General features: G+C 72.1%; 21 protein-coding genes and 1 pseudogene. 13 read left to right on the top strand and 9 right to left on the bottom strand.

Annotated features, from left to right (window positions below):
* Positions 1 to 25 precede the first annotated feature (25 nt).
* Together ACZ7LS_RS16780 and ACZ7LS_RS16785 are read left to right on the top strand one after the other, a co-directional pair.
* Positions 26 to 949 carry a DUF6895 family protein gene (locus ACZ7LS_RS16780; RefSeq protein ID WP_382516253.1) on the top strand — a complete coding sequence of 308 codons (924 nt, stop codon included), beginning with the start codon at positions 26 to 28 and terminating at the stop codon, positions 947 to 949.
* Positions 946 to 2,187, top strand: a complete 1,242-nt coding sequence (locus tag ACZ7LS_RS16785; protein ID WP_385133562.1) for a serine hydrolase domain-containing protein — start codon at positions 946 to 948, stop codon at positions 2,185 to 2,187. The genes ACZ7LS_RS16780 and ACZ7LS_RS16785 overlap by 4 nt, the downstream gene beginning before the upstream one ends.
* Positions 2,188 to 2,206: 19 nt before the next feature.
* Here ACZ7LS_RS16785 and ACZ7LS_RS16790 read toward each other — a convergent pair whose 3' ends face one another.
* Positions 2,207 to 3,598, bottom strand: coding sequence for an LCP family protein (locus ACZ7LS_RS16790; protein ID WP_382878310.1), 1,392 nt, complete (start codon positions 3,596 to 3,598; stop codon positions 2,207 to 2,209).
* A gap of 352 nt (positions 3,599 to 3,950) precedes the next feature.
* On the opposite strand from ACZ7LS_RS16790, the gene ACZ7LS_RS16795 reads away from it, so the two are divergent.
* The 4 genes from ACZ7LS_RS16795 to metX all read left to right on the top strand — a co-directional run bounded on the left by ACZ7LS_RS16795 (position 3,951) and on the right by metX (position 7,798).
* Positions 3,951 to 4,517 carry a COG4315 family predicted lipoprotein gene (locus tag ACZ7LS_RS16795; RefSeq protein ID WP_382665138.1) on the top strand — a complete coding sequence of 189 codons (567 nt, stop codon included), beginning with the start codon at positions 3,951 to 3,953 and terminating at the stop codon, positions 4,515 to 4,517.
* Positions 4,518 to 4,532: 15 nt separating this feature from the next.
* The gene (locus ACZ7LS_RS16800) at positions 4,533 to 5,012 is read left to right on the top strand and encodes a hypothetical protein (RefSeq protein ID WP_382516242.1); all 480 of its coding nucleotides are present in this window, start codon (positions 4,533 to 4,535) and stop codon (positions 5,010 to 5,012) included.
* A gap of 270 nt (positions 5,013 to 5,282) precedes the next feature.
* Complete coding sequence (locus ACZ7LS_RS16805; RefSeq protein ID WP_382516240.1) at positions 5,283 to 6,644, top strand: bifunctional o-acetylhomoserine/o-acetylserine sulfhydrylase; 1,362 nt, start codon at positions 5,283 to 5,285, stop codon at positions 6,642 to 6,644.
* Positions 6,641 to 7,798: a homoserine O-acetyltransferase MetX gene (gene metX, locus ACZ7LS_RS16810; protein WP_382516867.1), complete on the top strand. Its 1,158-nt coding sequence runs from the start codon at positions 6,641 to 6,643 to the stop codon at positions 7,796 to 7,798. Before ACZ7LS_RS16805 ends, metX begins: the two co-directional genes overlap by 4 nt.
* 78 nt (positions 7,799 to 7,876) lie before the next feature.
* Here metX and ACZ7LS_RS16815 read toward each other — a convergent pair whose 3' ends face one another.
* Entirely contained in the window at positions 7,877 to 9,589 is a 1,713-nt protein-coding gene (locus ACZ7LS_RS16815; RefSeq protein WP_385133557.1) for a purine-cytosine permease family protein, read from the bottom strand.
* A 171-nt stretch (positions 9,590 to 9,760) separates the two neighbouring features.
* Here ACZ7LS_RS16815 and ACZ7LS_RS16820 point away from each other — a divergent pair, with 171 nt between their 5' ends.
* The 3 genes and pseudogenes from ACZ7LS_RS16820 (at position 9,761) to ACZ7LS_RS16830 (ending at position 13,123) form a co-directional block, all read left to right on the top strand.
* Positions 9,761 to 10,120 carry an ArsR/SmtB family transcription factor gene (locus ACZ7LS_RS16820; RefSeq protein WP_129771395.1) on the top strand — a complete coding sequence of 120 codons (360 nt, stop codon included), beginning with the start codon at positions 9,761 to 9,763 and terminating at the stop codon, positions 10,118 to 10,120.
* Positions 10,121 to 10,231: 111 nt separating this feature from the next.
* Complete coding sequence (locus ACZ7LS_RS16825; protein ID WP_385133553.1) at positions 10,232 to 11,596, top strand: MFS transporter; 1,365 nt, start codon at positions 10,232 to 10,234, stop codon at positions 11,594 to 11,596.
* Between the two features lie 355 nt (positions 11,597 to 11,951).
* A pseudogene (locus tag ACZ7LS_RS16830) lies at positions 11,952 to 13,123 on the top strand (YeeE/YedE thiosulfate transporter family protein).
* 164 nt (positions 13,124 to 13,287) lie between these two features.
* Here the strand turns inward: ACZ7LS_RS16830 and ACZ7LS_RS16835 are convergent.
* A complete protein-coding gene (locus tag ACZ7LS_RS16835; protein ID WP_385133550.1) occupies positions 13,288 to 15,672 on the bottom strand; it encodes an alpha-L-fucosidase in 2,385 nt (794 codons plus the stop codon).
* Positions 15,673 to 15,837: 165 nt separating this feature from the next.
* Positions 15,838 to 17,346, bottom strand: coding sequence for an amino acid permease (locus tag ACZ7LS_RS16840; RefSeq protein ID WP_382516227.1), 1,509 nt, complete (start codon positions 17,344 to 17,346; stop codon positions 15,838 to 15,840).
* Between the two features lie 206 nt (positions 17,347 to 17,552).
* Here ACZ7LS_RS16840 and ACZ7LS_RS16845 point away from each other — a divergent pair, with 206 nt between their 5' ends.
* Complete coding sequence (locus ACZ7LS_RS16845; RefSeq protein ID WP_385133547.1) at positions 17,553 to 17,756, top strand: hypothetical protein; 204 nt, start codon at positions 17,553 to 17,555, stop codon at positions 17,754 to 17,756.
* Positions 17,757 to 17,821: 65 nt separating this feature from the next.
* Here ACZ7LS_RS16845 and ACZ7LS_RS16850 read toward each other — a convergent pair whose 3' ends face one another.
* Positions 17,822 to 19,267: a dihydrolipoyl dehydrogenase family protein gene (locus ACZ7LS_RS16850; RefSeq protein WP_385133544.1), complete on the bottom strand. Its 1,446-nt coding sequence runs from the start codon at positions 19,265 to 19,267 to the stop codon at positions 17,822 to 17,824.
* Between the two features lie 129 nt (positions 19,268 to 19,396).
* Here ACZ7LS_RS16850 and trxA point away from each other — a divergent pair, with 129 nt between their 5' ends.
* On the top strand, positions 19,397 to 19,786 hold the full coding sequence (trxA, locus tag ACZ7LS_RS16855; protein WP_129771390.1) for a thioredoxin: 390 nt from the start codon (positions 19,397 to 19,399) through the stop codon (positions 19,784 to 19,786).
* A 107-nt stretch (positions 19,787 to 19,893) separates the two neighbouring features.
* Here trxA and ACZ7LS_RS16860 read toward each other — a convergent pair whose 3' ends face one another.
* The 3 genes from ACZ7LS_RS16860 to ACZ7LS_RS16870 all read right to left on the bottom strand — a co-directional run bounded on the left by ACZ7LS_RS16860 (position 19,894) and on the right by ACZ7LS_RS16870 (position 22,743).
* Complete coding sequence (locus ACZ7LS_RS16860; RefSeq protein ID WP_385133541.1) at positions 19,894 to 21,084, bottom strand: thiolase family protein; 1,191 nt, start codon at positions 21,082 to 21,084, stop codon at positions 19,894 to 19,896.
* Positions 21,085 to 21,305: 221 nt separating this feature from the next.
* The gene (locus ACZ7LS_RS16865; protein ID WP_382516218.1) at positions 21,306 to 21,575 is read right to left on the bottom strand and encodes a hypothetical protein; all 270 of its coding nucleotides are present in this window, start codon (positions 21,573 to 21,575) and stop codon (positions 21,306 to 21,308) included.
* Positions 21,576 to 21,699: 124 nt separating this feature from the next.
* Positions 21,700 to 22,743, bottom strand: coding sequence for a LacI family DNA-binding transcriptional regulator (locus tag ACZ7LS_RS16870; protein ID WP_385133538.1), 1,044 nt, complete (start codon positions 22,741 to 22,743; stop codon positions 21,700 to 21,702).
* A 134-nt stretch (positions 22,744 to 22,877) separates the two neighbouring features.
* On the opposite strand from ACZ7LS_RS16870, the gene ACZ7LS_RS16875 reads away from it, so the two are divergent.
* Positions 22,878 to 23,588, top strand: coding sequence for an alpha/beta hydrolase (locus ACZ7LS_RS16875; protein WP_385133535.1), 711 nt, complete (start codon positions 22,878 to 22,880; stop codon positions 23,586 to 23,588).
* Positions 23,589 to 23,693: 105 nt separating this feature from the next.
* Positions 23,694 to 24,176 (top strand): type II toxin-antitoxin system PemK/MazF family toxin, encoded by a 483-nt coding sequence (locus tag ACZ7LS_RS16880; protein ID WP_385133532.1) that lies wholly within the window; start codon positions 23,694 to 23,696, stop codon positions 24,174 to 24,176.
* Here ACZ7LS_RS16880 and ACZ7LS_RS16885 read toward each other — a convergent pair.
* Positions 24,151 to 25,101: a TIGR02452 family protein gene (locus ACZ7LS_RS16885; RefSeq protein WP_382881303.1), complete on the bottom strand. Its 951-nt coding sequence runs from the start codon at positions 25,099 to 25,101 to the stop codon at positions 24,151 to 24,153. The genes ACZ7LS_RS16880 and ACZ7LS_RS16885 overlap by 26 nt on opposite strands.
* Positions 25,102 to 25,179: the final 78 nt, after the last annotated feature.

A 25,179-nucleotide genomic window follows, 5' to 3' on the forward strand; every position in this document is an offset into this window, starting at 1 on the left:
TCACACCCGATCGGACCGAGACCCGATGGCCATGCCCGTCACAGAAGCCGCCCACCGGATCGCCTCCCAGGCGCTGACCTGGCTCCATACCCAGCGGGAGCACGGCGCCCTGCCGCCCGACACCACCGCCGAACTCGCCGAGCCCGACAGCGTGTACAAGCCGCTGGGCGAGACCGCGCTCGCCGCCTCGCTCGTCCTGCGCGAGGGCGTGGCCGGCTCCGCCGAACTACGCCTCGCCCGCGAGCTGCTGGACTTCAGCTGGAAGCAGCTCGGAGGCGGTGCCATGCTCCATGAGCGGCTGCTGCGCTACCCGATGATGACCGACCCGTTGGAGACATACGCCCACTTCGCCCGCTGCGACTACCGCCATGACGCACTGGACCGGCTGCTGGCGCACACCACCTCGCTGCGTTCGGCGCGGGCGGCGGAGATGCTGCCGAACCGCCGCCTCGCCGTCGCCAACGCGGCGCGGATCGGCGGATTCGACCAGGGCGGCCTCGCCACCGACTGGGCCACGCTGTCCCGCGCGACCTGGCTGGGCGCGTGCCCGGAGCCCTGGCTCATCGACTGGATGACCGCCTACTGCATGACACACACCGTCTTCCACCTCACCGACTGGGGCAGGCTGCCCTCGGGGCTGCCGGGCGATCTCGCCCAGTACCTCGCTCGCTGGCTGCCCGCCTGGATCGACATCTGGGCCGAGATCGGCGAATGGGACCTGGTCGCCGAGCTGCTGATCGTCGGCGGCTGCCTCCCCGAGCCGCACCTCGATCCGGCGGCGTGGGAGCGGCTGGCCAGGATCCAGCACGCGGACGGGCTGATGCCCCGGGACGGCCAACCCGTCAGCGAGGATCCCGCCGAACGCTTCGCCGCGCACCACCACACCACCGTGGTCGCGGTGGTCGCCGGGACCCTCGCCATCTCCCGTGCCCTGGGCGCCCGGTCGTGACACCGGGCGCGGCGGGGGCGGAGGAGGCGACCGGAACGGCGCGGCCGACGGGGACGGAAGAGGCCGGGGAGACGACGGGGACCGGCGAGGGCGCCGGAGCACGCGGGGCCGCGATGTACGTGGCGAACGCCGACGCCGGGCCGCGTCCGCCCGGCTGGGCACGTCGTCCCGCCGAGGCCATCAGGGCGGCGGCGCGCACCGGCGCGGTCGCGGTCGCGCTGCGCCACGGCGACCGGCGGGCCGTCGTGACGTACGGCAGCACCTCGCACCACGGCGGGATCCCCGTCACGGCGGACACCCGGTTCGAGATCGGTTCACTCACGAAGTGCTTCACGGCGCTGCTGCTCGCCGAGCACGTGGCCAGGGGCGAGGTGGCGTACGGCGATCCGCTGGGCCGGTTCCTGCCGCCGGAAGCCCTCCCCCGGCCGCGCGGCGGACCCATCACCCTGCTTCATCTGGCCACCCACACCTCGGGGCTGCCCCGGCTGCCCCCGGGGTTCCTCGGCGGCGCGGCGGCCGACTGGTTCTCCAATCCGTACGCCCGTCTCTCCACCGCCGATCTGCTGCGCGCCCTGGCGAGGACACGTCCGCACGCCCGCCCCGGCGAGCGCGTGCGGTACTCCAACTTCGGTGTGGGGCTGCTCGGTCATCTCCTCACCCGCGCCGCGCCCGGCGGCGGCCCGGGGTACGGGGGCGGACAGGGGTACGGGGACCTCCTCGCGGCCCGGGTGCTCGGCCCGCTCGGGCTGACCCGCACCAGCTGCGGGCCCGGTCTTCCGCAGGCAACGGGCTACTGGCACGGACGTGCCCGGCCGCCGTGGCTGATCCCCGGGCTCGCGGGAGCCGGCGCGCTCCGGTCCAGCGCGCGCGATCTGCTGAAGCTCCTCGATGCCGGGCTGGACGCCGCGCCGGACGTCCCGCCGGGCGCCGCGCCCGCGGTGCCGGTGCCGGTGCCGGTGCCGGACACGTTGCGTACCGCTCTGGTGGACGTGGTACGCCCCCGGCTCGCCCTGCGCGACGGCGGCAAAAGGCTGGCGCTGGTCTGGAACATCCGCGTCCGTCCGGACGGCGACGTCTACCACCACTCCGGCGGCACCCGGGGGTTCAGTGCCTTCGCCGGGTTCAGCCCGCGGCACCGCACCGCACTGGTCGCGCTGACGAACACGAGCCCGACCCTCGGCCAGACGTTCATCCAGAGCGCGTACAACGCGCTGCTGTCCCTGCCACGGCCCGTCTGACGCGTGGCGGAGTCGCCGGTCACCCCGTGACATGGGGCAGATCGGGACCGATGGTGAGGGTCAGCGTGCCGCGCCCGGTCCCGTCCGAGGGGACGGGGTCGAGGCCGGGGAGTCTCGCGGCCAGGGACCGGGCCTGTGCCGCGAAGCCCTCGGGGTAGGTGAGCGTGCTCCGCCCCGCCGGGGCGGGGGCGTTGCCGGTCGCGCTGATCCGGAAGCCGAGCGCGCGCAGCTGTTCGGCGGTCTCGCGGGCCTTGCCGGGGACGTCGGTGCCGTTGAGGACGGCGACCCGCACGGTGCCGGCCGCCGGGGGCAGTTGCTCCGCCGCTTTCAGCAGGCGGGCCCTGGACATCTCCCGGTCCTGGATGAGGGCGGTGAACAACTGCTGGGCGGCGGGCGGGTTCCAGACGACGTTGGCCGTGTCGCCCGGGACGTCTCTGGCCCGGGGATAGTGGGGGACGGTCAGGAACGTGATCCGTTCCGTGGGCATGCGTTTGATACCTGATGCCAGGTCGTACAGGGGTTTGAGACCGGCCAGTTCGGGGTCGGTGGTCAGCGATGCGGTGGCCGAGTCGAGGAATCCGTAGAGCGCCCGCGGCTGGTACAGCCGCGTCCTGGCCTTGGCGGCGAGGGCGCGCATGAACTCCTGCTGGCGGCCGATCCGTCCGATGTCCGTTCCGTCGCCGAGGCTGTAGCGGGCGCGTACGTAGCCGAGGGCCTGGTCGTTCTTCACCGTCTGGCAGCCCGCGCGGAGATCGAGATGGGCCTTCGTGTCGTGGATGGGCAGCGGGGGGCAGATCTCGACGCCGCCCAGGGCGTCGACCATGCCGGTGAACCCGCGGAAGTCCACGATCATGAAGTGGTCGACACGGATACGGGTGTTCTGTTCGACGGTCTTGATCGCGCAGGCGGCGGCCTTGGCGGTGTCGCCCGTGGAACCGCCGATCGCGAACGCCTGGTTGATCTTGAAATGATGGGGAGCCGAGACAGTGCCGTCGCCCTGGCCGCACGCGGGGATCCGGACCCACGAGTCACGGGGGAACGACACCACGGTGGCCCACTCGCCGCTGCCGCCGACATGCAGCAGCATCAGGGTGTCCGACTGCATGGTGGTCAGGTTCCTGCCGAAGGCACCGCCCTGCCCCTCGCGGCTGTCGGAGCCGATGATCAGGACGTTCTCGCCCTGGCCGGCCCTGGGCCGGTTGTCGCCGAGGGCGTCGTCCACGCCCGCGCCACGGATGTTCCCGCTCAGCGCGGTGTAGAACCAGCCGCCCGCCATGGCCGTGGCCAGCACCAGGGCGGCGGCGGCCAGGGCGAGCCAGCGGCCGGCCCGCCGGTACTGGTCCCGCCTGCTCGGCCGGCCACGTGGTGAGGGGGCGGGACGGCCCCTCGGGCTCATGGATGCTGCGTTCATGGCGTCAAGCCCCTTTCGGACGAGGATGGGGATCGGTCCCCGGGGTCCGGATCAGAGCGGCGCGCCGTCGGACTCCCGTGTGGTGAACAGCGGACCCGGCCCGCTGGGCACGGCCGTCCGGGGCATCTTCGTGCCGGAGGTCGTCGTCCTGCCGGCGGCGCGGTCGTCGCCACGCACCTCACGGCGTACCCGACGACGCTCCTCGCACGCGCCCCGCTGCCCGCTTCGCCGCGTACATTCGGACGGCTCTGTCCGGTGGCCCCGTAGCGGGGCGTGGCGTGTAGTGGGTGGTACCGCCGTGATCGGGCGGGCGGTTCGCCGCCCGAGGAGCGGCCGGATCCGAGGAGCCTCGATGGGGACCAACACCGGACGTGCCACCGCGATGGCCCTGGCCCTGCTGTGCGCGGCGGCGGTCACCGGATGTTCGGGCGGCGGTGGCGGTGCTCCGGCGGAGGCGACCGGGGCGCCCGAGGACCTCACGGCGGCCTCCGCGTCCGCCACCGCGAGCCCGTCCCCCTCCGCGACGGTGGCCGGCAAGGTGTCCGCGAGGTCCACTTCTCTCGGAAAGATCCTGGTCGACGGCGAGGGGCGGACCCTCTATCTCTTCGAGGGGGACAAGCCGAACAAGTCCACCTGTACGGGTGACTGTGTGAAGATCTGGCCGCCCCTGACCGTCACCGGAAAGCCCGAGGCGGGGACCGGCGGGGTGAAGGCGAACCTGCTCTCCACCACCACGCGCGACAACGGGGCGAAGCAGGCCACCTACAACGGCCATCCCCTGTACCGGTTCACGGGCGATCACAAGCCCGGTGACACCAACGGCCAGGGCGACTTCTGGTCCCACGGCACCTGGTACGTGCTCGGCACATCAGGCAAGAAGAACACCACTCCGCAGCAGAACACCGGCGGCGGCTACTAAACCCCGGGAGAAGTGATGTCCTCAGCGCCCTCCGGCGTCCGCTCGGGCTCCGGCCGGAGACTCCGGCCGCTGCGCGGAGCGGCCCGGTTGCTGGCCGCCGCCGGTCTCGCGTGGGACGCGTATCTCCACGCCTATCTGGCCGACCAGTACGACGTGGTCACCGCGACCATCAGCCAGGGCGACCTGTTCCGTATCGAGGCCGGTCTGGCATCGCTCGCGGCGTTGTTCGTGCTGGTCTGGCAGCGGCTGCCCGGCGATCTCTTCGCGTGGTGTGTGGCGGCCGGCGGTCTGGCGCTGCTGCTGGTCTACCGCTATGTCGATGTCGGCCAACTGGGCCCGATCCCGAACATGTACGAGCCGATCTGGTACGGCGACAAGAAACTCACGGTCGTCGCCGAGGCGATCGCCGTGGTCATGACCGCCTTTCTGCTGATCACGCACCCGTGGGCGCACCGTGGCCGTCGCCGCGCGGGCCGGCGTGGCCGCAGGACCTGATGGATCCGTCGCCCGCCGCCCGCCGTCCGCCGTCCGCCGTCCGGCACACCGCGCCGCGCCACGCCCCGACCCCACCGGACTCGCCGACGGACCGTCAGGTCCCCTGCGCCCTGTGCTGCCGGGATCGGCTTGTGTTGCCGGGATATTGCGGGTTCATGGCCATGCGCGCGGCGCGCTTCCGGCCATGACGCGGCGGCTCTACCTTCCGTAATCAAGCGATCCCGCCAGTCAAGCGATCCCGCTGCCACAAGAACCCGTGCGAGGCCTGATATGAGCCAGCCCGTAGACTCCATCACCGGGGGACACACTCCCGAGGACAACTCCCGGCAGGACGCCGGTCCCTCGTGGTCCTTCGAGACCAAGCAGATCCACGCGGGGGCCGAACCCGATCCGACGACCGGCGCCCGCGCGGTGCCGATCTACCAGACGACGTCGTTCGTCTTCAAGGACACCCAGCACGCGGCCGATCTGTTCTCCCTCGCCGAACCCGGCAATATCTACACCCGGATCCACAACCCCACGCAGGACGTCCTGGAGCAGCGGATCGCCGCCCTGGAGGGCGGGGCCGCGGCCGTCGCGCTCGCGTCGGGGCAGGCCGCCGAGACGCTGGCGATCCTGACGCTGGCCCGCGCCGGGGACCACATCGTCTCCAGCACCTCGCTGTACGGCGGGACGTACAACCTCTTCCGGCATACGCTCCCCCGGTTCGGCATCGAGGTGTCGTTCGTCGACGACCCGGACGACATCGACGCCTGGCGGGCCGCCGTACGCCCCAACACCAAGGCGCTGTTCGCCGAGACGCTGGGCAATCCGCGCGGCAACGTCCTGGACGTGCGGGCGGTGGCGGACGCGGCGCACGACGCCGGGCTGCCGCTGATCGTCGACAACACCGTGCCGACGCCGTATCTGCTCCGTCCGATCGAGCACGGCGCGGACATCGTGGTGCACTCGGCGACGAAGTTCCTCGGCGGGCACGGCACCACCATCGGCGGGGTGGTGGTCGACGGGGGCACCTTCGACTTCGGCGCGCACGCCGAGCGGTTCGCGGATTTCCACACCCCGGACGCCAGTTACCACGGGCTGCGCTACTGGCCGGATCTGGGCCCCGGCGCCTTCGCGGTCAAGCTGCGGGTCCAGCTGCTGCGCGACATCGGCCCCGCGCTCTCCCCCCACTCCGCGTTCCTGCTGCTCCAGGGCGTCGAGACGCTCAGCCTGCGCGTCGAGCGGCACACGTCCAACGCGCTGGCCCTCGCCGAGTGGCTGGAACAGCGCGACGAGGTCGCCGCCGTCCACTACCCGGGCCTGGCGTCCAACCGCTGGTACGAGGCCGGGCGGCGCTACCTTCCGCACGGTGCCGGCGCGGTCCTCGCGTTCGAACTGCGCGACGGGGTCGAGGCGGGCAAGAGGTTCGTGGACGGGGTCGAACTCTTCAGCCATCTCGCCAATATCGGTGATGTGCGCAGCCTCATCATCCACCCGGCGTCGACCACCCACAGTCAGCTCGGCGAGGAGGAGCTGGCGGCGACGGGCACCGCTCCGGGGTTGGTGCGGCTCTCGGTGGGGCTGGAGAACGTGGCCGATCTCAAGGCCGATCTGGAGGCGGGGTTCCGCGCCGCGAAGGCGGCGTCCTGAACACCTCCGCCGAACCGGCCACGCTCCCCCTCCCGCCGGCCACGGGCGGCTGGCAGGAGGGGGATCCGGCCGGCCGCCGCTCCTGGGTGGCGCTCGACGGTCCGCTCCCGCTGGAGGCGGGCGGAGCGCTGCCCGGGGTTCGGCTCGCGTACGAGACCTGGGGGCGGCTCGCGCCCGACGGCTCGAACGCGGTGCTGGTCCTGCACGCGCTGACGGGGGACAGCCATGTCGCGGGACCGGCCGGGCCGGGGCATCCCACAGGGGGGTGGTGGGATGCCCTGGTCGGTCCCGGCCGGGCGCTGGACACCAGCCGCTGGTTCGTGGTGGCTCCGAACGTGCTCGGCGGCTGCCAGGGCAGTACGGGCCCCGCGTCGGCGCGGCCCGGCGGAGGCCGCTGGGGGCCGGAGTTCCCGTATCTGACGCAGCGCGACCAGGTCGCCGCCGAGGCGGCGCTCGCCGACGCGTTGGGGATCGCGCGCTGGGCCGCCGTCATCGGCGGGTCCATGGGCGGTATGCGCGCGCTCGAATGGGCCGTGGGCCGGCCGGAGCGCACGGGCTCACTGCTGGTGCTCGCGTGTCCCGCCGCCGCCTCCGCGGAGCAGATCGCCTGGGGATCCGTCCAGATCGCGGCGATCCGTTCGGACCCGGCGTGGCAGGAGGGCCGTTACCACGACGCCCCGGCCGGTGGCGGTCCGTACCGGGGGCTGGGGATAGCCCGCCGTATCGCGCATGTGACCTATCGCAGTGAGCCGGAGCTCGGCACCCGGTTCGGCCGGGGACCGCAGCCGGGCGGCCATCCCTGGCGGGGCGGCCGGTACCAGGTCGAGTCGTATCTCGACCATCACGCCGCGAAGCTGGTGCGCCGGTTCGACGCGGGAAGTTATGTGACGCTCACCGAGGCGATGAACGGCCATGACGTGGGCCGGGGCCGCGGTGGCGTCGCGGCGGCGCTGCGCCGGGTCCGGATGCCGGCCCTGGTCGCCGGGGTCGACTCCGACCGGCTCTATCCACTGGCCCAGCAGGCGGAGCTGGCCGCCGCCATCCCGGGAGCCGACCGGCTCAGAACCATCGAGTCGCCGTACGGACACGACGGCTTCCTGATCGAGACCGCGCAGGTGGGGGCTCTGATCGAGGAGTTGCTGTCCCAGGCGTGACCCCCGGCGGCCCGGGCGTGACACCCGGCGGCCCGGGCGTGACACCCGCTGGGCCGACGGGGCGGCGGCCGCCACGTGTCACGGAGCGGCGGGCGCCGTGGGCGACGCGGGCAGCAGATGGTCGCCCGCACTGTCCGTGCTCAGGCAGAGCGAGCAGACCACCGCGTCGTGGGTGAGGCAGGCGGCCAGGTCGGGCCGTTCGAACTCCTGCCGGCACACATGGCAGACGTACGTGGTCGCGCTGGGGTTTCCCTCGGCGTCGAGCAGCGGCTCGTCGATCCCGTCGTCGGTGCGCCGCAGATAGTAACGGCCCTTGGTGGCCACGGCCATCAGCGGTGTGACGACGAACGCGATCACGGCGGCGGCGACGGGTGAGTACGGCTGGAGTGTGTCGCCCAGCGCGTGGAAGTACATGGCGATCGAGAGTCCGGACGCGGCGACGAAGGCCACCACGCCCACCGGGTTGACCGCGTAGAGCATGCCCCGGCGGAACTCGGGCGCGTGCGGGGAGAGTTTGAGCAGATACTTGTTGATCATGATGTCCGTGGCGACGGTCACGACCCACGCGATCGCGCAGTTGGAGTAGAACCCCAGGATGCTGTTGAGGAAGCTGAACATGTCGGCCTCCATCAGGATCAGCGCGAACGCCAGATTGACCAGGACGAAGATCATCCGGCCCGGGTAGCGCTTGGTGACGCGGGTGACGGAATTGGTCCATGCCAGCGAACCGGAATAGGCGTTGGTGACATTGATCTTGATCTGGCTGATCACGACCAGCACCACGGCCAGCGGTACGACCAGCCAGGACGGCATCATCGCGTCGAAGGCGCCGCGGAACTGCTGGATGGGTTCGGTGGCCGCCGCCGGCCCCACCTCGGAGAGGATGTACACGGCCAGGAAGACCCCCATGGCCTGCTTGAGCGCGCCGAGGATCACCCAGCCGGGGCCGGCCATCACCACGGCCGTCCACCAGCCGCGCTTGTTCGCCTCGGTCTTGGGCGGCATGAAGCGCAGGTAGTCGATCTGCTCGCCGATCTGGGCGATGAGCGACAGGCACACGCCCGCGCCCAGCAGTACGGAAGCGGTGTTGACACCGCCGTCGCCGTCGGTGCCCGCGTACGCGAGGAAACGGTTCACCGTGTCCGGGTCGTTGGCGACCAGATAGACCAGCGGCCCGGCCATCAGCAGCAGCCAGACGGGAGTCGTCCAGACCTGGAGTTTGCTGAGTGCCTTCATCCCGTAGATGACCAGCGGGATCACCATGAGGGTGGAGACGAGATAGCCCAGCCACAGCGGCAGCCCGAAGCCCAGTTTCAGCCCCTGCGCCATGATCGAGCCTTCGAGGGCGAAGAAGATGAAGGTGAAGCTGGCGAAGATGACACTGGTCAGCACGGACCCGTAGTAACCGAAGCCGGAGCCCCGCGTGATGAGGTCCAGATCGATGTTGTACCGCGCTCCGTAGTACGCGAGCGGGAATCCGGTGAGGAAGATGACGGCCGCCGCGAGGCCGATCGCGGCCAGCGCGTTGCCGGTGCCGTGGGTGAGTCCGATACCGGCGCCGATGGAGAAGTCGGCGAGATAGGCGATGCCGCCGAGCGCGGTGGTCGCCACGACCATGGGGGTCCAGCGGCGGTAACCGCGCGGCGCGAAGCGGAGGGTGTAGTCCTCCAGGGTCTCGCCGGCCGCCCGGTCGCCGGTTCTCGTGGTGTCCGCCGCCGGCGCCGCGGCCGTCCCGGCCCGAGAGGGCTCCGGATGGCTGTCGGGAGCTATCAGCCGTGGTTCGGTGCTCATGCCACGCCTCCTGGTGGGCCGGGGTGGGGGCGGGAGCGGCTTCCCACGCGGGGAGAGTAGGCAGCCGGTGTTTCCCACCGGCGTTCACCGGATGACGGAGAGGTTTCCGGGCCGGACGCCGCCACGACCGCGGGCGGGGAGTGTGCCACGAGCCGCGCCTACGATGGGCCCATGCCCGGACGCCATGGATCCTCAACAGCGAGCGACGCGCATCAGCACACGCCCGGCGCCTCCGAGCTGGCCGCGGCGGCGTCCGTCTTCTCGCTGCTCGCCGACCCCACCCGACTGCATCTGGTGTGGCTGCTGACCCGCGGCGAGTCCGATGTGACGGCGCTGGCGGCCGCGTGCGGAGCGGCGCGGCCCGCGGTGAGCCAGCATCTGGCCAAGCTGCGGCTGGCGGAACTGGTGCGGTCGCGCAAGGACGGCCGCCATGTCGTCTACGCGCTCACGGACGGCCATCTCCGCAGGCTGGTGGTGGAGGCGATCAGCCACGCCAACCACCAGGTCACCGGCGAACCCTGGCACGACTGAGCCTCCCCGGCCTCTCCCCCGCGGCGCGATGCACACCCCAACGCGTGCATGGATGCGCACACGTGCATTAGATTGGGACGACGCACCCGACGGCCGGTCAAGGACAGTCGCATGCTCACTGTGCTGCGCAACCGCACCTATCGGCATCTCTTCGCGGCCCAGGTCGTCGCGCTCGTGGGAACCGGGCTCGCGACGGTCGCGCTGAGCCTGCTCGCCTACGACCTCGCGGGGGCGGACGCGTCCGCCGTCCTGGGGACGGCCCTGGCCATCAAGATGGTCGCGTACGTGGGCGTCGCGCCGGTCATCGGCGCCTTCACCGACCGGATTCCACGCCGCGCGCTGCTGGTGTCGACGGATCTGGTCCGCGCCGCTGTCGCGCTCTCGCTGCCCTTCGTCTCCCACGTGTGGCAGATCTATGTCCTGATCTTCCTGCTGCAGTGCGCCTCGGCCGCCTTCACCCCGGCGTTCCAGGCGACGATTCCCCGGCTGCTGCCCGAGGAACGCGACTACACACGGGCCCTGTCGCTCTCGCGGCTGGCGTACGACCTGGAGAGTCTGTTCAGTCCCGCGCTGGCCGCCGCGCTGCTGACCGTGATCTCCTACAACTGGCTGTTCGCGGGCACCGCGCTGGGTTTTCTGGCGTCGGCCGCGCTGGTGGTCTCCGTACTGCTGCCCCGGCCGGCGCCGGTGGAACGTACCGGGGGCGCCCGCGCGAAGGCGTACTTCGGCGCCCGGCTGTTCTTCGCCACCCCGAGGCTGCGGGCGCTGCTGTGCCTCGATCTGGCGGTCGCGGCGGGCGGCGCCATGGTCACCGTCAATACAGTGGTGCTGGTACGCGGCGATCTCGACCGGACCGCCGGTGATGTCTCGCTGGCGCTGGGCGCCTTCGGGGGCGGGTCCATGGCCGCCGCTCTTCTGCTGCCCCGGCTGCTCGACAGGGCCGGTGACCGTACGGTGATGCTGCCCGCGGCGTTCGTGCTGCCGGGTGTGCTGGCCGCCGTCTCGCTGGGCACGGCCGTCGCGCCCGGACGGTGGGCGTGGCCGGCTCTGCTCGGCGCGTGGACGCTGCTGGGGATCGCCTCGTCCGTGGTGCTCACCCCGAGCGGGCGCCTGCTGCGCCGCTCCGCCGCGGCCGCCGATCTCCCGGCCGCGTTCGCCGCGCGCTTCTCGCTGTCCCACGGCTGCTGGCTGCTCACCTATCCCCTGGCGGGATCGCTGGCCGTGGGGGCGGGCCTGCCCGCGGCGGCCGGGGCGCTGGCCGGGGTCTCCCTGGCCGCCGCCGTCGCGGCGGTGGCCCTCTGGCCGCGCCGGGACCCCGGCCATCTCGGTCATGTGCACAGCGAACTCCCCGCCGGACATCCGCACGTACGGGACGCGGTGGCCACCCACGCCGGGTGGTGGCACGGCCACGACTACCGGATCGACGCCCTCCACGCGCGCTGGCCCGCACCGGCGCGGACGTCCGCCGAGATCTGACGGCGGCCCGACGGGCCGCACCGGCCGGCGGCACCCGTGCGGGCCCCGATCCGACCGTATGGCGAGACGCTGGTCCACAAGGCGGAAACCGGCCCTTATGCTCATCCCCATGTCCGCACCCGCCCGCCTCCTCTGTCTCGCGCTCTTCGCGAACTCGGCGTGGTGTGTCGACGACGGCCTCTGTCGCCGCGCGACCTGTCCTCGCTGAGCCGGTCGCGGCTGAATCCCGTCGTCGCCGAGCCCTCGGCCGACAGCCGCCGAGTCCTCTTCCCGGCCGCTTCCGCCATGGCCGTCGCCGACCGCGGCGGACACGCCGGCCCCTCCCGTATCCCAGCCCGTCCCCGGAGATCCCGCAATGACCGCACCGCCCGTGGAGGCGACGAAGTCCGCCGCCCTGCTCGCCCCCTCCCCCACCTCCGTACCCCGCCCCGAGGCTCCCCCGGCCCCGCCCGTGCGCCGGGTGCCTCTCGTCGTGTCCGCGCTGATCGCCGTGGCACTGACCGGCTATGTGTGGTCCGCGCATGGCGCCCGGCCCGGTGTGCTCCTGCTGCTCGGCCTCGGTCTCGGCGTGGCGCTCTTCCACTCGCGCTTCGGCTTCACCTCCGCGTGGCGGCAGCTCGTCGCCGTCGGCAACGGCACCGGCCTGCGCGCCCATACCCTGCTGCTCGGGACCACGGCGACCCTGTTCGCGCTGCTGATCGGCACCGGCACCGGCCTCTTCGGTTCGGTGCCCGCGCCGTCGGCCGGACCCCTGGGCGTGGGGCTGCTGGCGGTTTCATCGCCGGTTCGACCCTCGCCGCCTGGCAGTTCGGCCTCTGGAAGGACCTGCCCGCGTTCGAGCCCGTCGTGCTGGCCGACCACATCGGCTGGTTCGGCTCCTGGGCCGTGACCATGGCCGCGCTCGCGCTCATCGTGCTCGTGTCGCGGCGGCTCCAGGCGCGCCGCAACCCGCCGCCGACCGGCCCCGTACCGTCCGCGCGCGGCGCCGCCGCCCGGGTGCTGCGCGGCTCCTGGCCGCTGGCCGCGGGAGCCCTGGCACTCTCCGTGCTCGGCGCCGGCGTACTGCTGGTCTCCGGCGGCGCCTGGGGCGTCACCAGCGCGTTCAGCCTGTGGGGTGCGGAGCTGGTGCGCGCCCTCGGCGGGCACCCGGAGACCTGGACGTTCTGGCAGCAGCCCAACAACGCCGGGATGCTGGCGGGCCCGGTGCTCGCCGACAAGAACAGCCTGACCGATATCGGCATCATGATCGGCGCGGCGGTGGCGGCGGCGCTGGGCGGCACCTGGACGCTCCATCGCGGCGTGCCGTGGCGGACCGCCGTCGCCGCGGTGCTGGGCGGTGTACTGATGGGGATCGGCGCCCGGCTGGCGGGCGGCTGCAATATCGGCGCCTACCTGGCGGGCATCGCCTCGGGAAGTCTGCATGGCTGGATCTGGGGGGCCGTCGCGATCCTGGGCACCTGGGCCGGCCTGAGGCTGCGTCCGCTGTTCGCGCTGAGCAACCCCAAACCGGGGGACGGTATCTGCTGAGCACCGCCGGCATGGCCCGAGGAGGCTCGGGGCGGGAGCGGTTCCCGCCCCCAGCCCCCTCGGAACCTCAGGACGGCCTCAGGACCTCAGGACGGCCTCAGGTCCTCGGGACGGCCTCAGGTCCTCGGGTCCTCGGGACTCTGGGACTTTGCGGCGATTAGCCCTCAGGACCGCCAGTCGACCTTGAACACCCACACGTGCCGCCCGGACGCACGCGCCGCCGACGGTACGTCGATGACCAGCGAGCCGCCGGTCGTACGCCAGCTCAGCGCCCGGTCGTGGCCGAGCAGCGTCACCCGGTCCCCGGGCCTGACGGGCACCGGAGCCTCGACCGTGAGGGTGCTGCCCGGCCGGGTGAGCGAGTGGATGTAGAACGCCTTCTCCGGCCGGACCGTGAAGCGCAGGTCCTCACCGAGCTGCGGCATCCTCGCCCAGTACGTACTGCCGTAGATCGCCTCGCCGTTGACCTTCAGCCACTCCCCGGTCTCCCGGAGCCTGCGCTCCATGATCTCCGGGATGGTGCCGTCGGCCCGCGGGCCGATGTCGAGCAGGAAGTTGCCGTTCTTGGAGACGATGTCGACGAGGGAGTGGATGACCTCCTCGGTCGTCATGTACTTGTCGTCGGGGGTGGCCCGGTTGTAGCCGTAGGAGCGCGGGTCCAGCCCCCGGCTGGCCTCCCACTTCGCGGTGACGACCGAGTCGTACGTGGTGTACTCGGGCGTGGTGAAGTCGTGCGGGCCGATGCCCGAGCGGTTGTTGACGGTCACCTCGATGGGGCGTGCCCGGTTCTTGGCGTGGTTGAAGTACTCCGCCAGGACGCGATGGCTGTCGTTGTCGCCGCCGATGTCGCACCAGAGGATCTCCGGGTCGTACCCCTCGATCAGCTCCAGCATCTGCGGGGCCTGGAGGTCCTTGATGTAGTCCTGGCCCGCGAAGTGGCCGGTGTACGGGACGGGTTCCAGGGTGTACGGATTGCGGGGCGCGTGCCCCTCCCAGGGGTGGTCGGGGTTGAACCACTCCGGCATCGAGAAGTACAGACCGCGGTGCAGCTCCGGTGTGTAGCGGCGGGACGCGTCGAAGAGTTCCCTGATCAGATCGCGTTTCGGGCCCATCTTCACGGAGTTGCGGTCGGAGACCTTGGTGTCCCAGAGGGCGAATCCCTCATGGTGCTTGGAGGTCAGGACGTGGTACTGGGCGCCCGCGTCCCGGAACAGCTCGACCCAGGAGCGCGGATCGAACCGCTCGGCGCGGAAGAGCGGGATGAAGTCGTCGTAGGCGAACGACTCGCCATAGGTCTGGCGGTGGTACGCGTACGTCGGGTTGTCCGGGTCCTGCATCTGCGACCAGTACCACTCGGCGTACTGCACGCCGACCGGCGCCCACGCGGGCACGGAGTAGACCCCCCAGTGGATGAAGATCCCGAACTTCGCGTCCTGGAACCAGTACGGCGCCTGATGGGTGTTCAGGGAGTCGTCGGTGGGCCGGAAGTCGGGCACGCCCAGGGTGAGGGAGCGGCGCGCTGCGGCGGCTTCCCGGCCCCGGCCGCGGGCGACGATACGGCCGTCCGCACGGGTGCCGGGTGAAGTGCCGGGGCCGGGGCGGATGCCGATCCGTACGCGGGTCTCGTCGCCGGGAGCGAGCCGGGTGACACGGGCGGGTGCGACCGTACGGGCCCCCGGGACGTCCACAGAGAGGGTGAGCCCGTCGGCGGCGAGAATGCCCACCGTCCCCGCGTTGACGACCGTGGCCTCGACGCTCTGGGCGCCATGGTCCAGTGAGGAGGTCGTCGAGCGCGCGCCGCGGAGCGCCAACGCCCGTCCCTCGGCGGCCGGTTGGAGGGAGAGCGCGAAGATGTGCAGCGAGGAGGAGTTCGCCTCGGCGGGGCGGGTGACCGGCAGCGTGAGGGCCACCGCCTCCCTGCCCGGGTCGAGGGCGACCGCGGACGCGGCGATCACGACCTGGTGGGGGTCCTCGGCGCCGGTGGGGCCGTAGCGGTACGGGGCGACGAGGGCGCCCGTGCCCGCGTACCAGTCGGGGCCGCCGAGGGAGGCGGTCGAGGTGGTGCCGTCCGCGTAGTGGACGGTGACCTCCCCCGAGGTCTCGCCGTAACTGCTCGCCGTCAGGAAATGGCCCGACAGATACCGGCCCGGGGGCAGTTCGACACGCTGCCCGAGCGCGACGATGTTGTTCTTCGCCCCCGCCGTGGCGGCCGGGAAGAGATAGGCCAGTCCGTCGATCTCCACCTCCCCGGCGGGCAGTTCCCCGCCGGGGAAGGTGTAGCCGGAGCCGTCGAAGTTCCCCCCGCGGGCGTCGGCGGTGTCGATCCCGTCGTTGTCGAACCACCGCTCCAGGGGTACGGGGAGAGCGGCCGGGACCGTGCCCCAGTCGCCGTCTCCCCCTTCCGTCCCCGTCTCCGGCCCTGTCGCTGTTTTCGCCCCCGGCGGCGTGGTGTGCGGACTCGCGTCGGCCGTGGCCGGGTGGACCAGAGCGGCGCCGATTGCCGCTCCTGCCGTCATTCCGAGTACATGGCGTCTGGGAAGTTCCGTCATGAGATCCGATGATTGGAGCATGACAAGAACCTGTCAACGCTCCTTTCAGGACCGGATTTTCTTGACCGACCGTATCCATCGGATGAATCGAGAGCCATGATGGATCGAGGGCCAGGATGGGTGGAGGGAGGAACGGGATGCGCCCTGACGGGAAGGGACAGGGCCCTAGGGAGTGTCCCTGTCGTCCCCGGCGTTCCCGGCGGGCGTCGTGTCCCCGTTCGCGGCGGACGCCGCCGCCGTGTCGCGTACCCGTCCCCGCACCGCGAACCAGCCCACGACCAGGGCCGCCGCGATCACCGGAACGAGCAGCACCGTACGGCGGCCGACCCCGCCGTCGGCCCACATCAGCACGACGACCCCGGCCAGGAAGGCGAGGGTGACCAGCTCGACGAACGGCGACCCCGGCAGTCGGTAGGACGGGCGCGCCAGCCGGCCCTCCTCGGCCCGCCGGACGAAGACCAGGTGGCAGAGCATGATGATGGCCCAGGTGGTGAGCACACCGAGCGCGGCGATATTGAGGACGATCTCGAACGCCTCACCCGGCACGACATAGTTCAGACCGACGCCGAGCACACAGACGGCGGCGGTGAGCATGATCCCGCCGTACGGCACCTGGTGCCGGTTCATGAGCCCGGTCCAGCGGGGCGCCGAGCCCGCCATCGCCATGGACCGCAGGATGCGACCGGTCGAGTAGAGGCCGGAGTTGAGGCTGGACATCGCGGCGGTGAGCACCACCAGATTCATCACGTCGCCCGCCGCCGGCACACCGATCTTGGACAGCACGGTGACGAAGGGGCTTTCCGAGGCCGAGTAACCGTCGTACGGGATCAGCAGGGCCAGCAGCACGACCGAGCCGACGTAGAAGACCAGGACCCGCCACATGATGGAGTTCACCGCGCGCGGCACGACCTTGTGCGGCTCGGCCGTCTCGCCCGCGGTGACACCGATCAGCTCGACGGCCGCGTAGGCGAAGACGACGCCCTGGAGGACCACGACCACCGGCAGCAGACCGGACGGGAAGAAGCCGCCGTTGTCGGAGATGACATGGAGGCCGGGCGTCTGCCCGTCCACCGGCTGCCGGGTGACCAGCAGGAAGATACCGATCGCCATGAAGGCGACGAGCGCGGCGACCTTGATGATCGCGAACCAGAACTCCATCTCGCCGAAGATCTTCACCGAGATCAGATTCACACTGAGCACCACGGCGAGCGCGACGAGGGCGAGCACCCACTGCGGCACCTCGGTGAAAAGGCTCCAGTAGTGGGCGTAGAGCGCGACGGCCGTGATGTCGGCGATACCGGTGGTCGACCAGTTCACGACATACATCCAGCCGGCGGTGTACGCGCCCTTCTCGCCCAGGAACTCCCGGGCGTAGGAGACGAAGGAGCCCGACGACGGCCGGTGCAGGACCAGTTCACCGAGGGCGCGTACGACGAAGAAGGCGAAGAGGCCGCAGACGGCGTAGGCCAGCGCGAGGGCGGGCCCCGCGGAGGCGAGCCGGCCGCCCGCGCCGAGGAAGAGCCCGGTGCCGATCGCGCCGCCGATCGCGATCATGTTGATGTGCCGGGACTTGAGGTCCTTGCTGTATCCGGCGTCCCCCGCGTCCGGTGAGGAGGCGTCGACCGGGTGTTCCGGCGGGGACGGCGGCGTGTCCTGGACTGCTTCCTCGCGCACGGCTGTTCAGCTCACTTCGTAAGTGGGGGGTTTAGCGGCACGTTAGATCAACTTCATTAGTGATCTCCCTAGGCTGTGCGCGGACGTCACGAACGGGGCGGGAAATGAGGGACCTTGACGAGCGGGTCCGTCCCAGGAAACTCACTCGTGAGGGTCCGTCCCCGGAAACTCACCCGTACCGTTGGGCGTCGGTCAGCGAGCGGCTGATGGCCCTGGCACCCGAGAGGCCGAGCGGCCACGTCCTCGGGCTGCACGCCTCCGGCATGCTGACCGCGCGGGGGGTTGGCGCGGCCCTGGCGGGAGCCGCCGCCGAGCACATGCCGTCATCGACGGCGATGGCGCTGACGGCGGCGGCCTCGCCGGCGGTCACCCTGGCCCTCGTCGTCCCCGCGCCCGCGCGGCGCGGATGAGACGGACCGGACGGGCGGGCGGGGCTCGACGACACGGCGGGACGCGGTGTCCGGCGGCGGGACCGCTACCCGCGATACGTCTCCAGCAGGCGCAGCCACACCTCGCTGATCGTCGGGTAGGACGGAACCGCGTGCCACAGGCGGTCGATGGGGACCTCGCCGACGACCGCGACCGTGGCGGAGTGGAGCAGCTCACCGACGGCCGGGCCGGCGAAGGTGACTCCCCGGAGAATCCCGCTGTCCAGGTCGACGATCATGCGGGCCCGGCCGCGGTACCCGTCGGCGTAGAGGGACGTGCCCGCGATGCCGGCCATGTCGTAGTCGACCGCGCGAACGCGGTGGCCCGCCGCTTCGGCCTCCGCGAGGGTGAGGCCCACGGCACCGACCTCCGGCTCCGTGAAGACGACCTGGGGGACGGCGGCATGGTCGGCGGTGGCGGCGTGGCTGCCCCAGGCGCCGGCGTCCAGGGTCGGTACGCCCTGGGCCCTCGCGACGATGACGGCACCCGCGATACGGGCCTGGTACTTGCCCTGATGGGTGAGCAGGGCGCGGTGGTTGACGTCACCGACCCCGTAGAGCCAGTCGGTGCCCTCGACCCGGCAGGTGTCGTCGACGGTCAGCCAGGAGCCCGGTTCCAGGCCGACCGACGCGAGACCGGCGTCGTCCGTGCGGGGCGCGCGGCCGGTGGCGAAGAGCACCTCGTCGCACTCGATCCGCTCACCACCGTCCAGCGTCACGGTCACCGGTCCCGTCCCGCCGTCGCGCTCGACCGCGCTCACCGAGACGCCCGTACGGACCGTGGCGCCCGCCTCCGTCAGCGACTCGGCGACCAGCTCTCCGGCGAAGGACTCCATCCTGGGCAGCAGGCGGTCACCCCGCACCAGCAGCGTGACGTCCGAGCCCAGCGCCCGCCAGGCGGTGGCCATCTCCACGCCCACCACTCCCCCGCCGACGATCACGAGCCGTCCCGGGACCCGCGATGAGCTGGTCGCCTCGCGGCTGGTCCAGGGCTTGACGGCGGCGAGTCCCGGGAGATCGGGCAGTACGGCCCGGCTGCCCGTGCACACCGCGACGGCGTGCCGCGCGACCAGCACCGTGATGCCGCCGTCGGGGCCCGTGACGGCGACCCTCTTCCTGCCGTCCAGCCGGCCGTGTCCGCGGTGGAGATCGGCACCGGTCCCGTCGAGCCACGCGACCTGGCCGTCGTCCTTCCAGTGCGCGGTGAACTCATCGCGATGCGCGAGCACGGCCTTGGCGTCCAACGGCCCCTGCACGGCCTGGCTCACCCCCGGGACGCGCCGGGCGTCGGCGCGTGTGATCGCCGGGCGGAGCAAGGCCTTGCTGGGCATACACGCCCAGTACGAGCACTCGCCGCCGACGAGTTCGCTCTCGACGACCGCCGTGCTCAGCCCGGCCGCCATGGTCCGGTCGGCGACGTTCTCCCCGACCGGTCCCGCGCCCAGCACCACAACGTCGTATTCAAGGGTTTCCGTGGCATGCGTCATCGTCATAGGGGCCAGTCTGGTGCGCGTCCGGTCGCATGGCCACACGATCTTCGGGCAGGGGCCAGGAATACGGCGGTGACGCACACCGTTGTCGCAGGCGCCGCAACCCGGAGAGTCAGGAAGAGGTATCAGGCAATGGCCACTGTGGAACTCACCAAGGAGAACTTCGACCGGACGGTGTCGGAGAACGACTTCATCCTGATCGACTTCTGGGCTTCCTGGTGCGGTCCGTGCCGCCAGTTCGCCCCGGTCTACGAGAAGGCCTCGGAGCGCCACGAAGACCTCGTCTTCGCCAAGGTCGACACGGAGGCGCAGCAGGAGCTGGCCGCCGCGTTCGAGATCCGCTCGATTCCGACGCTGATGATCGTCCGGGACAATGTCGCGGTGTTCGCCCAGCCGGGCGCGCTGCCCGAGACCGCCCTGGAGGACGTGATCGGACAGGCACGCGCGCTGGACATGGACGAGGTGCGGAAGTCGGTGGCCGAGGCCGAGGCGCAGGCCAAGAACGGCGAGGCCGCTCGGTGACCGGGGGCGCTCGGTGACCGCGGCCGCCAGGTGACCGGGGACCGGGTGGCCGGCGGCCCGCAGTGACCGGGAGCGCCCCGCCGGCTCCGTCGTCTCCCGTCGCCCCGTCAGCGTTCCAGAACCAGCGCGAGGCCCTGTCCCACGCCGATGCAGAGCGCGGCGAGGCCCGTGCCCGAGCCCGCCGCGGCGAGCTGGTGGGCGACGGATCCGGCCAGCCGGGCTCCGGAGGCGCCGAGCGGATGACCGATCGCGAGGGCGCCGCCACGCGGGTTGACGACGGCCGGATCGAGTCCGGGCCATTCGGCGAGGCAGCCCAGCGACTGGGCGGCGAAGGCCTCGTTGAGTTCGAACGTGGTGAGATCGGCGAACGTACGGCTGGCCTTGCCCAGAGCCCGCTGGACCGCCTCGACCGGGCCGAGGCCGAAGAGCTGCGGTTCGACGCCGGTGACCGCGGAGGCCCGGATACGGGCGAGCGGTTCGCGGCCCGTCTCGCGCAGCCCCGTCTCGTCGACGAGCAGCAGCGCGGCGGCGCCGTCATTGAGGGGTGAGGCGTTGCCGGCCGTCACGGTCCCGGTCCCGTCCGTACGGAAGGACGGCTTCAGCTTGGCGAGCGCCTCCATGGAGGTGCTGTCGCGGACGCATTCGTCGCGGGCCAGGTCCACCCCGTCGTACGGGACGACCTCGCCGTCGTAGAGGCCCGCGGCCCAGGCGTCGGCGGCCTTGCGATGGCTGGCGAGGGCGAACGCGTCCTGCCGCTCCCGGGTGATCGCGTGCTTGTCCGCGATCAGTTCGGCGCCCTCGCCCAGCGGAACCGTCCACTCCGCGGGCATCGCCGGGTTGGTCATGCGCCAGCCGAGGGTCGTCGAGTGAAGCTGCTGATGCCCGGCCGGAAAGGCCCGCTCCGGCTTCTGGAGCACCCAGGGGGCGCGGGACATCGACTCGACCCCGCCCGCCACGACGACGGACGCGTCGCCGAGGGCGACCGCGCGGGCCGCCTGGATGACCGCTTCGAGGCCGGAGCCGCAGAGCCGGTTGACCGTCACCCCCGGGACGGACACCGGCAGTCCGGCGAGCAGCACGGCCATGCGCGCCACGTCGCGGTTGTCCTCGCCCGCGCCGTTGGCGTCCCCGAACACGACGTCGTCGATCCTGGCCGGGTCGAGCTCCGGAGAGCGGTCCACCAGGGCCCTCACCACATGGGCGGCGAGATCGTCGGGGCGTACGGAGGCCAGCGCACCCCCGAACCTGCCGATCGGGGTACGGACGGCGTCGACGACATAGACATCGCGAATGGTCATCGGATCTCCGGCTTCTCTCCCACAGCGTGACGCGGTGCCGGCGGTGAGCGCGGGCGCGGGGCGGCTGTTCCGCACGTCTGCCCTCGCCCATCAGGGTGTCCGCCCCGTGAACCATCGTTCACACCGGCCCCGCCAGAGTCTCTGTCCGGAGACGATCTCTGTCAACGGCCGCACCGCTCCCGCTCCGGCACCCCGGGCATCGCGCGACGGGCCGGGGAGCGTCAGCCGGCCGGAGCGTCGACCACGCGGACCGACAGGCCGTAGTCCACTTCGTACCCGTCGATCAGCAGCGCCTCGACCGTGCGGGTCTCGGGGTCGATATCGGCCTCCATGCCGTTGCCCGCGTAGCGCGGATAGCCGGAGGCCCCCGTTTCGCCGGTCGCCTCGACGAGGGCCGAGCGCAGTGCGTTCGCCGAGCTGGGCGGCCCTTCGTCGCCCTCGGTGTGCTCGGCGACCAGCAGGATCTCGAAGCGCGCCGGAATGGTGGTCATACCTCCGACGCTAACCATCCCGTCACGGCCACGCATGTCGCGGCCCCCGCGCCGCGCGCTCCGCCGTACCGGGCCCCGCCGCACGCACGGCGTCGCGCCCGCCCGCACCGACGGCGCCCGGGGGTCAGCTGGACTCGCGGTGAACGACCCGCGAGTCCATCAGGTCATGCCGCTCCGGCTCGCCGCCCGGGTCACGGACCGCCCGGTCGACGAGTTCGGCCAGCCACTGCCCCGTCACCACGTCGATCCGCACCGTCGAGAGCCGGGGCCGCAGCAGTCTGCCGAGCAGCAGATCATCGCAGCCGATCACGGCCGTCTCCGCCGGGATGCCGATTCCCTCGTCCTGGAGCGCGCGCATCAGGAGCATCGCGTACCCGTCGCTGAACGCGAAGACCGCGTCGAGGCCCAGTGCCCGCCAGCGGGCGGCGAGGGCGGCGGCCGAGTCCTCCTCGTACGCGAGCGGCAGCGGGACGATCCGTACGCCCGTGCCGGCGCCCCCGTCGGCGGCGGCCTCCGCGGCGGCGCGGGCGCCCGCGAGCCGGGGTCCTGAGAACGTCTCCAGACCGGGTTCCCCGGGCATCACCACCCCGATCCGGCGACAGCCACGTCCGATCAGATGCGCCACCGCCCGGCCGCCGATCCCGCTCTGGTCCATGACCAGCGCGTGCGCGCCCTCGACCTGTCCGGGTCCCACGGTGATGACGGCCTTCGCGCCGGACCGTTTGAGCACCTCCACCCCGTGCGGGGTGAGGGCGATCTCGCTGAGCGACACGACCGCGACGGGCCGCAGCTCCGCCCAGGCGCGGGCCGCCCCGTCCCCGTCCAGACCGAGGCTGCCGTACTGCACCACGGTGTAGTCGAGCCGGCGCAGCGCCCACTGGAGTTCGTTGAAGAAATGGCTGTAGAGCGGTCCGACGGGGATGTGCGCCGTGGGCAGCAGAACGATCCTGGTCTGTCCGGCCCGCAGGGAGCGCGCGGCGGCGTGCGGTACGTAGCCCAGCCGCTCGGCGGCCTCGCGCACCTTGCGGCGGGTGGGATCGCTGATGCGCACGGCCGAGGTGTTGTTCAGTACGTACGAGACGGTGGCCCGGGAGACTCCGGCCAGCCGGGCGACATCGGCGCTGGTCGGAACGGGACTTTCAGCGGGCTGCTCGATTGACTGGGTCATGGCAGCCGGTATCTTTCCAGACCGGTCCGCGGAGGTCCGGCGGACGGCCGAACCAGCACGCCGGCACGGATCTGCGCCATGCCGGTGAGCCCGCGAGCGAACGGTCCGACCCGAGATCCTGGAAGGCACGCACTGTGCGACTTCACACCCGTACCTGGGGCGAGGGCGACCGCGTCGCGCTCCTGATCCACGGCATCATGGCCGACCACCGCACCTGGCGCCGTGTGGGCCCCGCCCTCGCGGCCCGCGGCCTGCGCGTGATCGCCGTCGATCTGCGCGGCCACGGCGCCACCGGGCGCGGTGACCACAGCGGTGACTACGCCATGGAGCTCTTCGCCGACGACCTCGTGGAGACGCTGCCGGCCGGAGCCGACGTGGCGATCGGACACTCCCTCGGCGGGCTCGCCCTCTCCCTCGCCGCGGCGCGGCTGGCGCCGGAGCGTGCCGTCTACTCCGACCCCGCCTGGTATCTGCCGCGCGTCGAGGGGGAGTTGGACGGCCCAAAGGCGCTGGCCCGCGCCAAGACCCTGTCACGGCAGGAGATCACGGCGCTGAACCCCCGGTGGGAGACCGAGGATGTGGAGGTGGAGCTGGAGACCCTCGCGCTCTGGGACGAGAACACCGCGTTCGGTCTCGCCCCGGCGTTCGGCGCCGATCTGCTGCCGGCCGCGCCGGTCGTCCCCTCGCTCGTGCAGCTCGCCGGTCCGAGCACCATGATCTCCCCCGCGAACGCGGCGGAGTTGGCGCGGCGAGGCTTCCATGTCCGTACGGTGGCGGGCGCCGGGCACACCATCCACCGCGACGACTTCGACGGGTTCATGACGTCCCTGGACGGCTGGATATGACCGGGCCCGCGATGACCGGCGCGAGGGCGGTCCCTTCCCGGATCCGCTGGTCCGGAAGGGGACCCGCCCCACGGAGCGGCCCGGGGACGATCTAACGTCGTCCGGATGACGCCCATTCCCGGCGCCGGCAGCGGCGACCGCACCAGTGACAGCAGCGACCTCCATTCCCCCGGCCGTGGCGGCCCGGCCGCCACGACGGAGGCCGAGCCCCGGGACGTGGGGCGGGTCCGCACCTCGTACGCCCCGGAGCACGACGGTGATCCCGACCCCGGCGAGATCGTCTGGACCTGGGTGCCCTTCGAGGAGAACGACGGGCGTGGCAAGGACCGTCCGGTGCTGGTGGTCGCCCGCGAGGCGGCCGGCACGCTGCTCGCCGTACAGCTCTCCAGCAAGCGGCACAACCGGGACCGCGAGTGGGTACCGATCGGGGTCGGGCCGTGGGACCGCGCGGGCCGTGAGTCCTGGGTGAATGTGGACCGGGTGCTGCGCGTCCACGAGAAGGGCATGCGGCGCGAGGCCTGCGCGCTGGACCGCGGACGGTTCAACCTGGTCGTCAACCGCCTCAGGGAGCTGTACGGCTGGCGCTGAGGCGCGCCACCGCGCCCTCGGGCGCCGCATGGTCCGCGAACACCCGCCGGAACGCCCCCAGCGTGGTCCCGGCCGCCGTACGGTCGAGTACCGCGAAGACCGTCTCGTCGAAGCGGCCCGCGAACCGGCCGCCACCGGTGAGCGCCGTCCGGAACGCGTGCGCGACCTGCTCCGGGTCGTTGCGGAAGACCCCGCAGCCCCAGGCGCCCAGCACCAGCCGCCGGTAGCCGCGCTCCGCCGCCGTCTCCAGCACGCGTTCGGCGCGAACGGCGAGCGCGGCGGGAATCCGGTGGACCTCGGCGGGGGCGTTCCGGGCGATCACCCCCGCGTTCGGCGCGGGCGAGGTGAGGAAGCCGGCCCGGTACGGCGTGTCGAGCAGCCGGCCCCGGTCGTCGCGGAAGACCGGCACGCCGGGTGAGTGGATCACCCGGTCGGTGTAGAAGGGGCTCCGGTCCGCTCGGTGGTGCGCGTAGAACTCGGGCACGCGCAGCAGCGTCGTATACAGCGCGGAGGCCCGGCAGAGGGCTTCCTCCTGGGCCTGCGCGCCGTTGAGATACCCGCCGCCGGGGTTGCGCGCGGAGGCGAAGTTGAGGACGGCGACCGGTCCGGAACCCTCCGCCGTCAGCCGCCGCGCCGCCTCCGGGCTGCTCTCGCCGGTGACCTCGATGACCGGCGCGCGGCTCGCCCCGCCGGTGGCCCGGCCCCCGTCCGGAGCAGTGCCCGCCGCCCGGTCCCGCGTGGGCGCCGTCGCCCCGTCCGGGGCCGGCGCGAACGCGACCGGGCCGGGTCCGTACATCCGGGTGCCGGCGACCGCCGCGTCCACGGCCGCGCGAATGTCCACGTCACAGCCGTTTTCCGTACGGTAGCCGCCCGTTCGGACGATCTCCTCTGTTTCTTTCGCGATCCCTCGCAGCCGTGCGCTCACGCGGAAATCCTGCGTGAACGGCCGCCTTCGGGGCAACCGGATTTCTGACGAAACGATGACTGCAGGGGCACTCTTGTG

This window comes from Streptomyces sp. NPDC039430 (assembly GCF_055639435.1).

Bases quoted from the DNA above. Each gene is read 5' to 3' on its own strand.
- ACZ7LS_RS16780 (WP_382516253.1), top strand. From the start codon at position 26: ATGGCCATGCCCGTCACAGAAGCCGCCCACCGGATCGCCTCCCAGGCG.
- ACZ7LS_RS16790 (WP_382878310.1), bottom strand. From the start codon at position 3,598: ATGAACGCAGCATCCATGAGCCCGAGGGGCCGTCCCGCCCCCTCACCA.
- ACZ7LS_RS16795 (WP_382665138.1), top strand. From the start codon at position 3,951: ATGGGGACCAACACCGGACGTGCCACCGCGATGGCCCTGGCCCTGCTG.
- ACZ7LS_RS16800 (WP_382516242.1), top strand. From the start codon at position 4,533: ATGTCCTCAGCGCCCTCCGGCGTCCGCTCGGGCTCCGGCCGGAGACTC.
- ACZ7LS_RS16805 (WP_382516240.1), top strand. From the start codon at position 5,283: ATGAGCCAGCCCGTAGACTCCATCACCGGGGGACACACTCCCGAGGAC.
- ACZ7LS_RS16815 (WP_385133557.1), bottom strand. From the start codon at position 9,589: ATGAGCACCGAACCACGGCTGATAGCTCCCGACAGCCATCCGGAGCCC.
- ACZ7LS_RS16820 (WP_129771395.1), top strand. From the start codon at position 9,761: ATGCCCGGACGCCATGGATCCTCAACAGCGAGCGACGCGCATCAGCAC.
- ACZ7LS_RS16825 (WP_385133553.1), top strand. From the start codon at position 10,232: ATGCTCACTGTGCTGCGCAACCGCACCTATCGGCATCTCTTCGCGGCC.
- ACZ7LS_RS16835 (WP_385133550.1), bottom strand. From the start codon at position 15,672: ATGACGGAACTTCCCAGACGCCATGTACTCGGAATGACGGCAGGAGCG.
- ACZ7LS_RS16845 (WP_385133547.1), top strand. From the start codon at position 17,553: ATGGCCCTGGCACCCGAGAGGCCGAGCGGCCACGTCCTCGGGCTGCAC.
- ACZ7LS_RS16850 (WP_385133544.1), bottom strand. From the start codon at position 19,267: ATGACGATGACGCATGCCACGGAAACCCTTGAATACGACGTTGTGGTG.
- trxA (WP_129771390.1), top strand. From the start codon at position 19,397: ATGGCCACTGTGGAACTCACCAAGGAGAACTTCGACCGGACGGTGTCG.
- ACZ7LS_RS16860 (WP_385133541.1), bottom strand. From the start codon at position 21,084: ATGACCATTCGCGATGTCTATGTCGTCGACGCCGTCCGTACCCCGATC.
- ACZ7LS_RS16865 (WP_382516218.1), bottom strand. From the start codon at position 21,575: ATGACCACCATTCCGGCGCGCTTCGAGATCCTGCTGGTCGCCGAGCAC.
- ACZ7LS_RS16870 (WP_385133538.1), bottom strand. From the start codon at position 22,743: ATGACCCAGTCAATCGAGCAGCCCGCTGAAAGTCCCGTTCCGACCAGC.
- ACZ7LS_RS16880 (WP_385133532.1), top strand. From the start codon at position 23,694: ATGACGCCCATTCCCGGCGCCGGCAGCGGCGACCGCACCAGTGACAGC.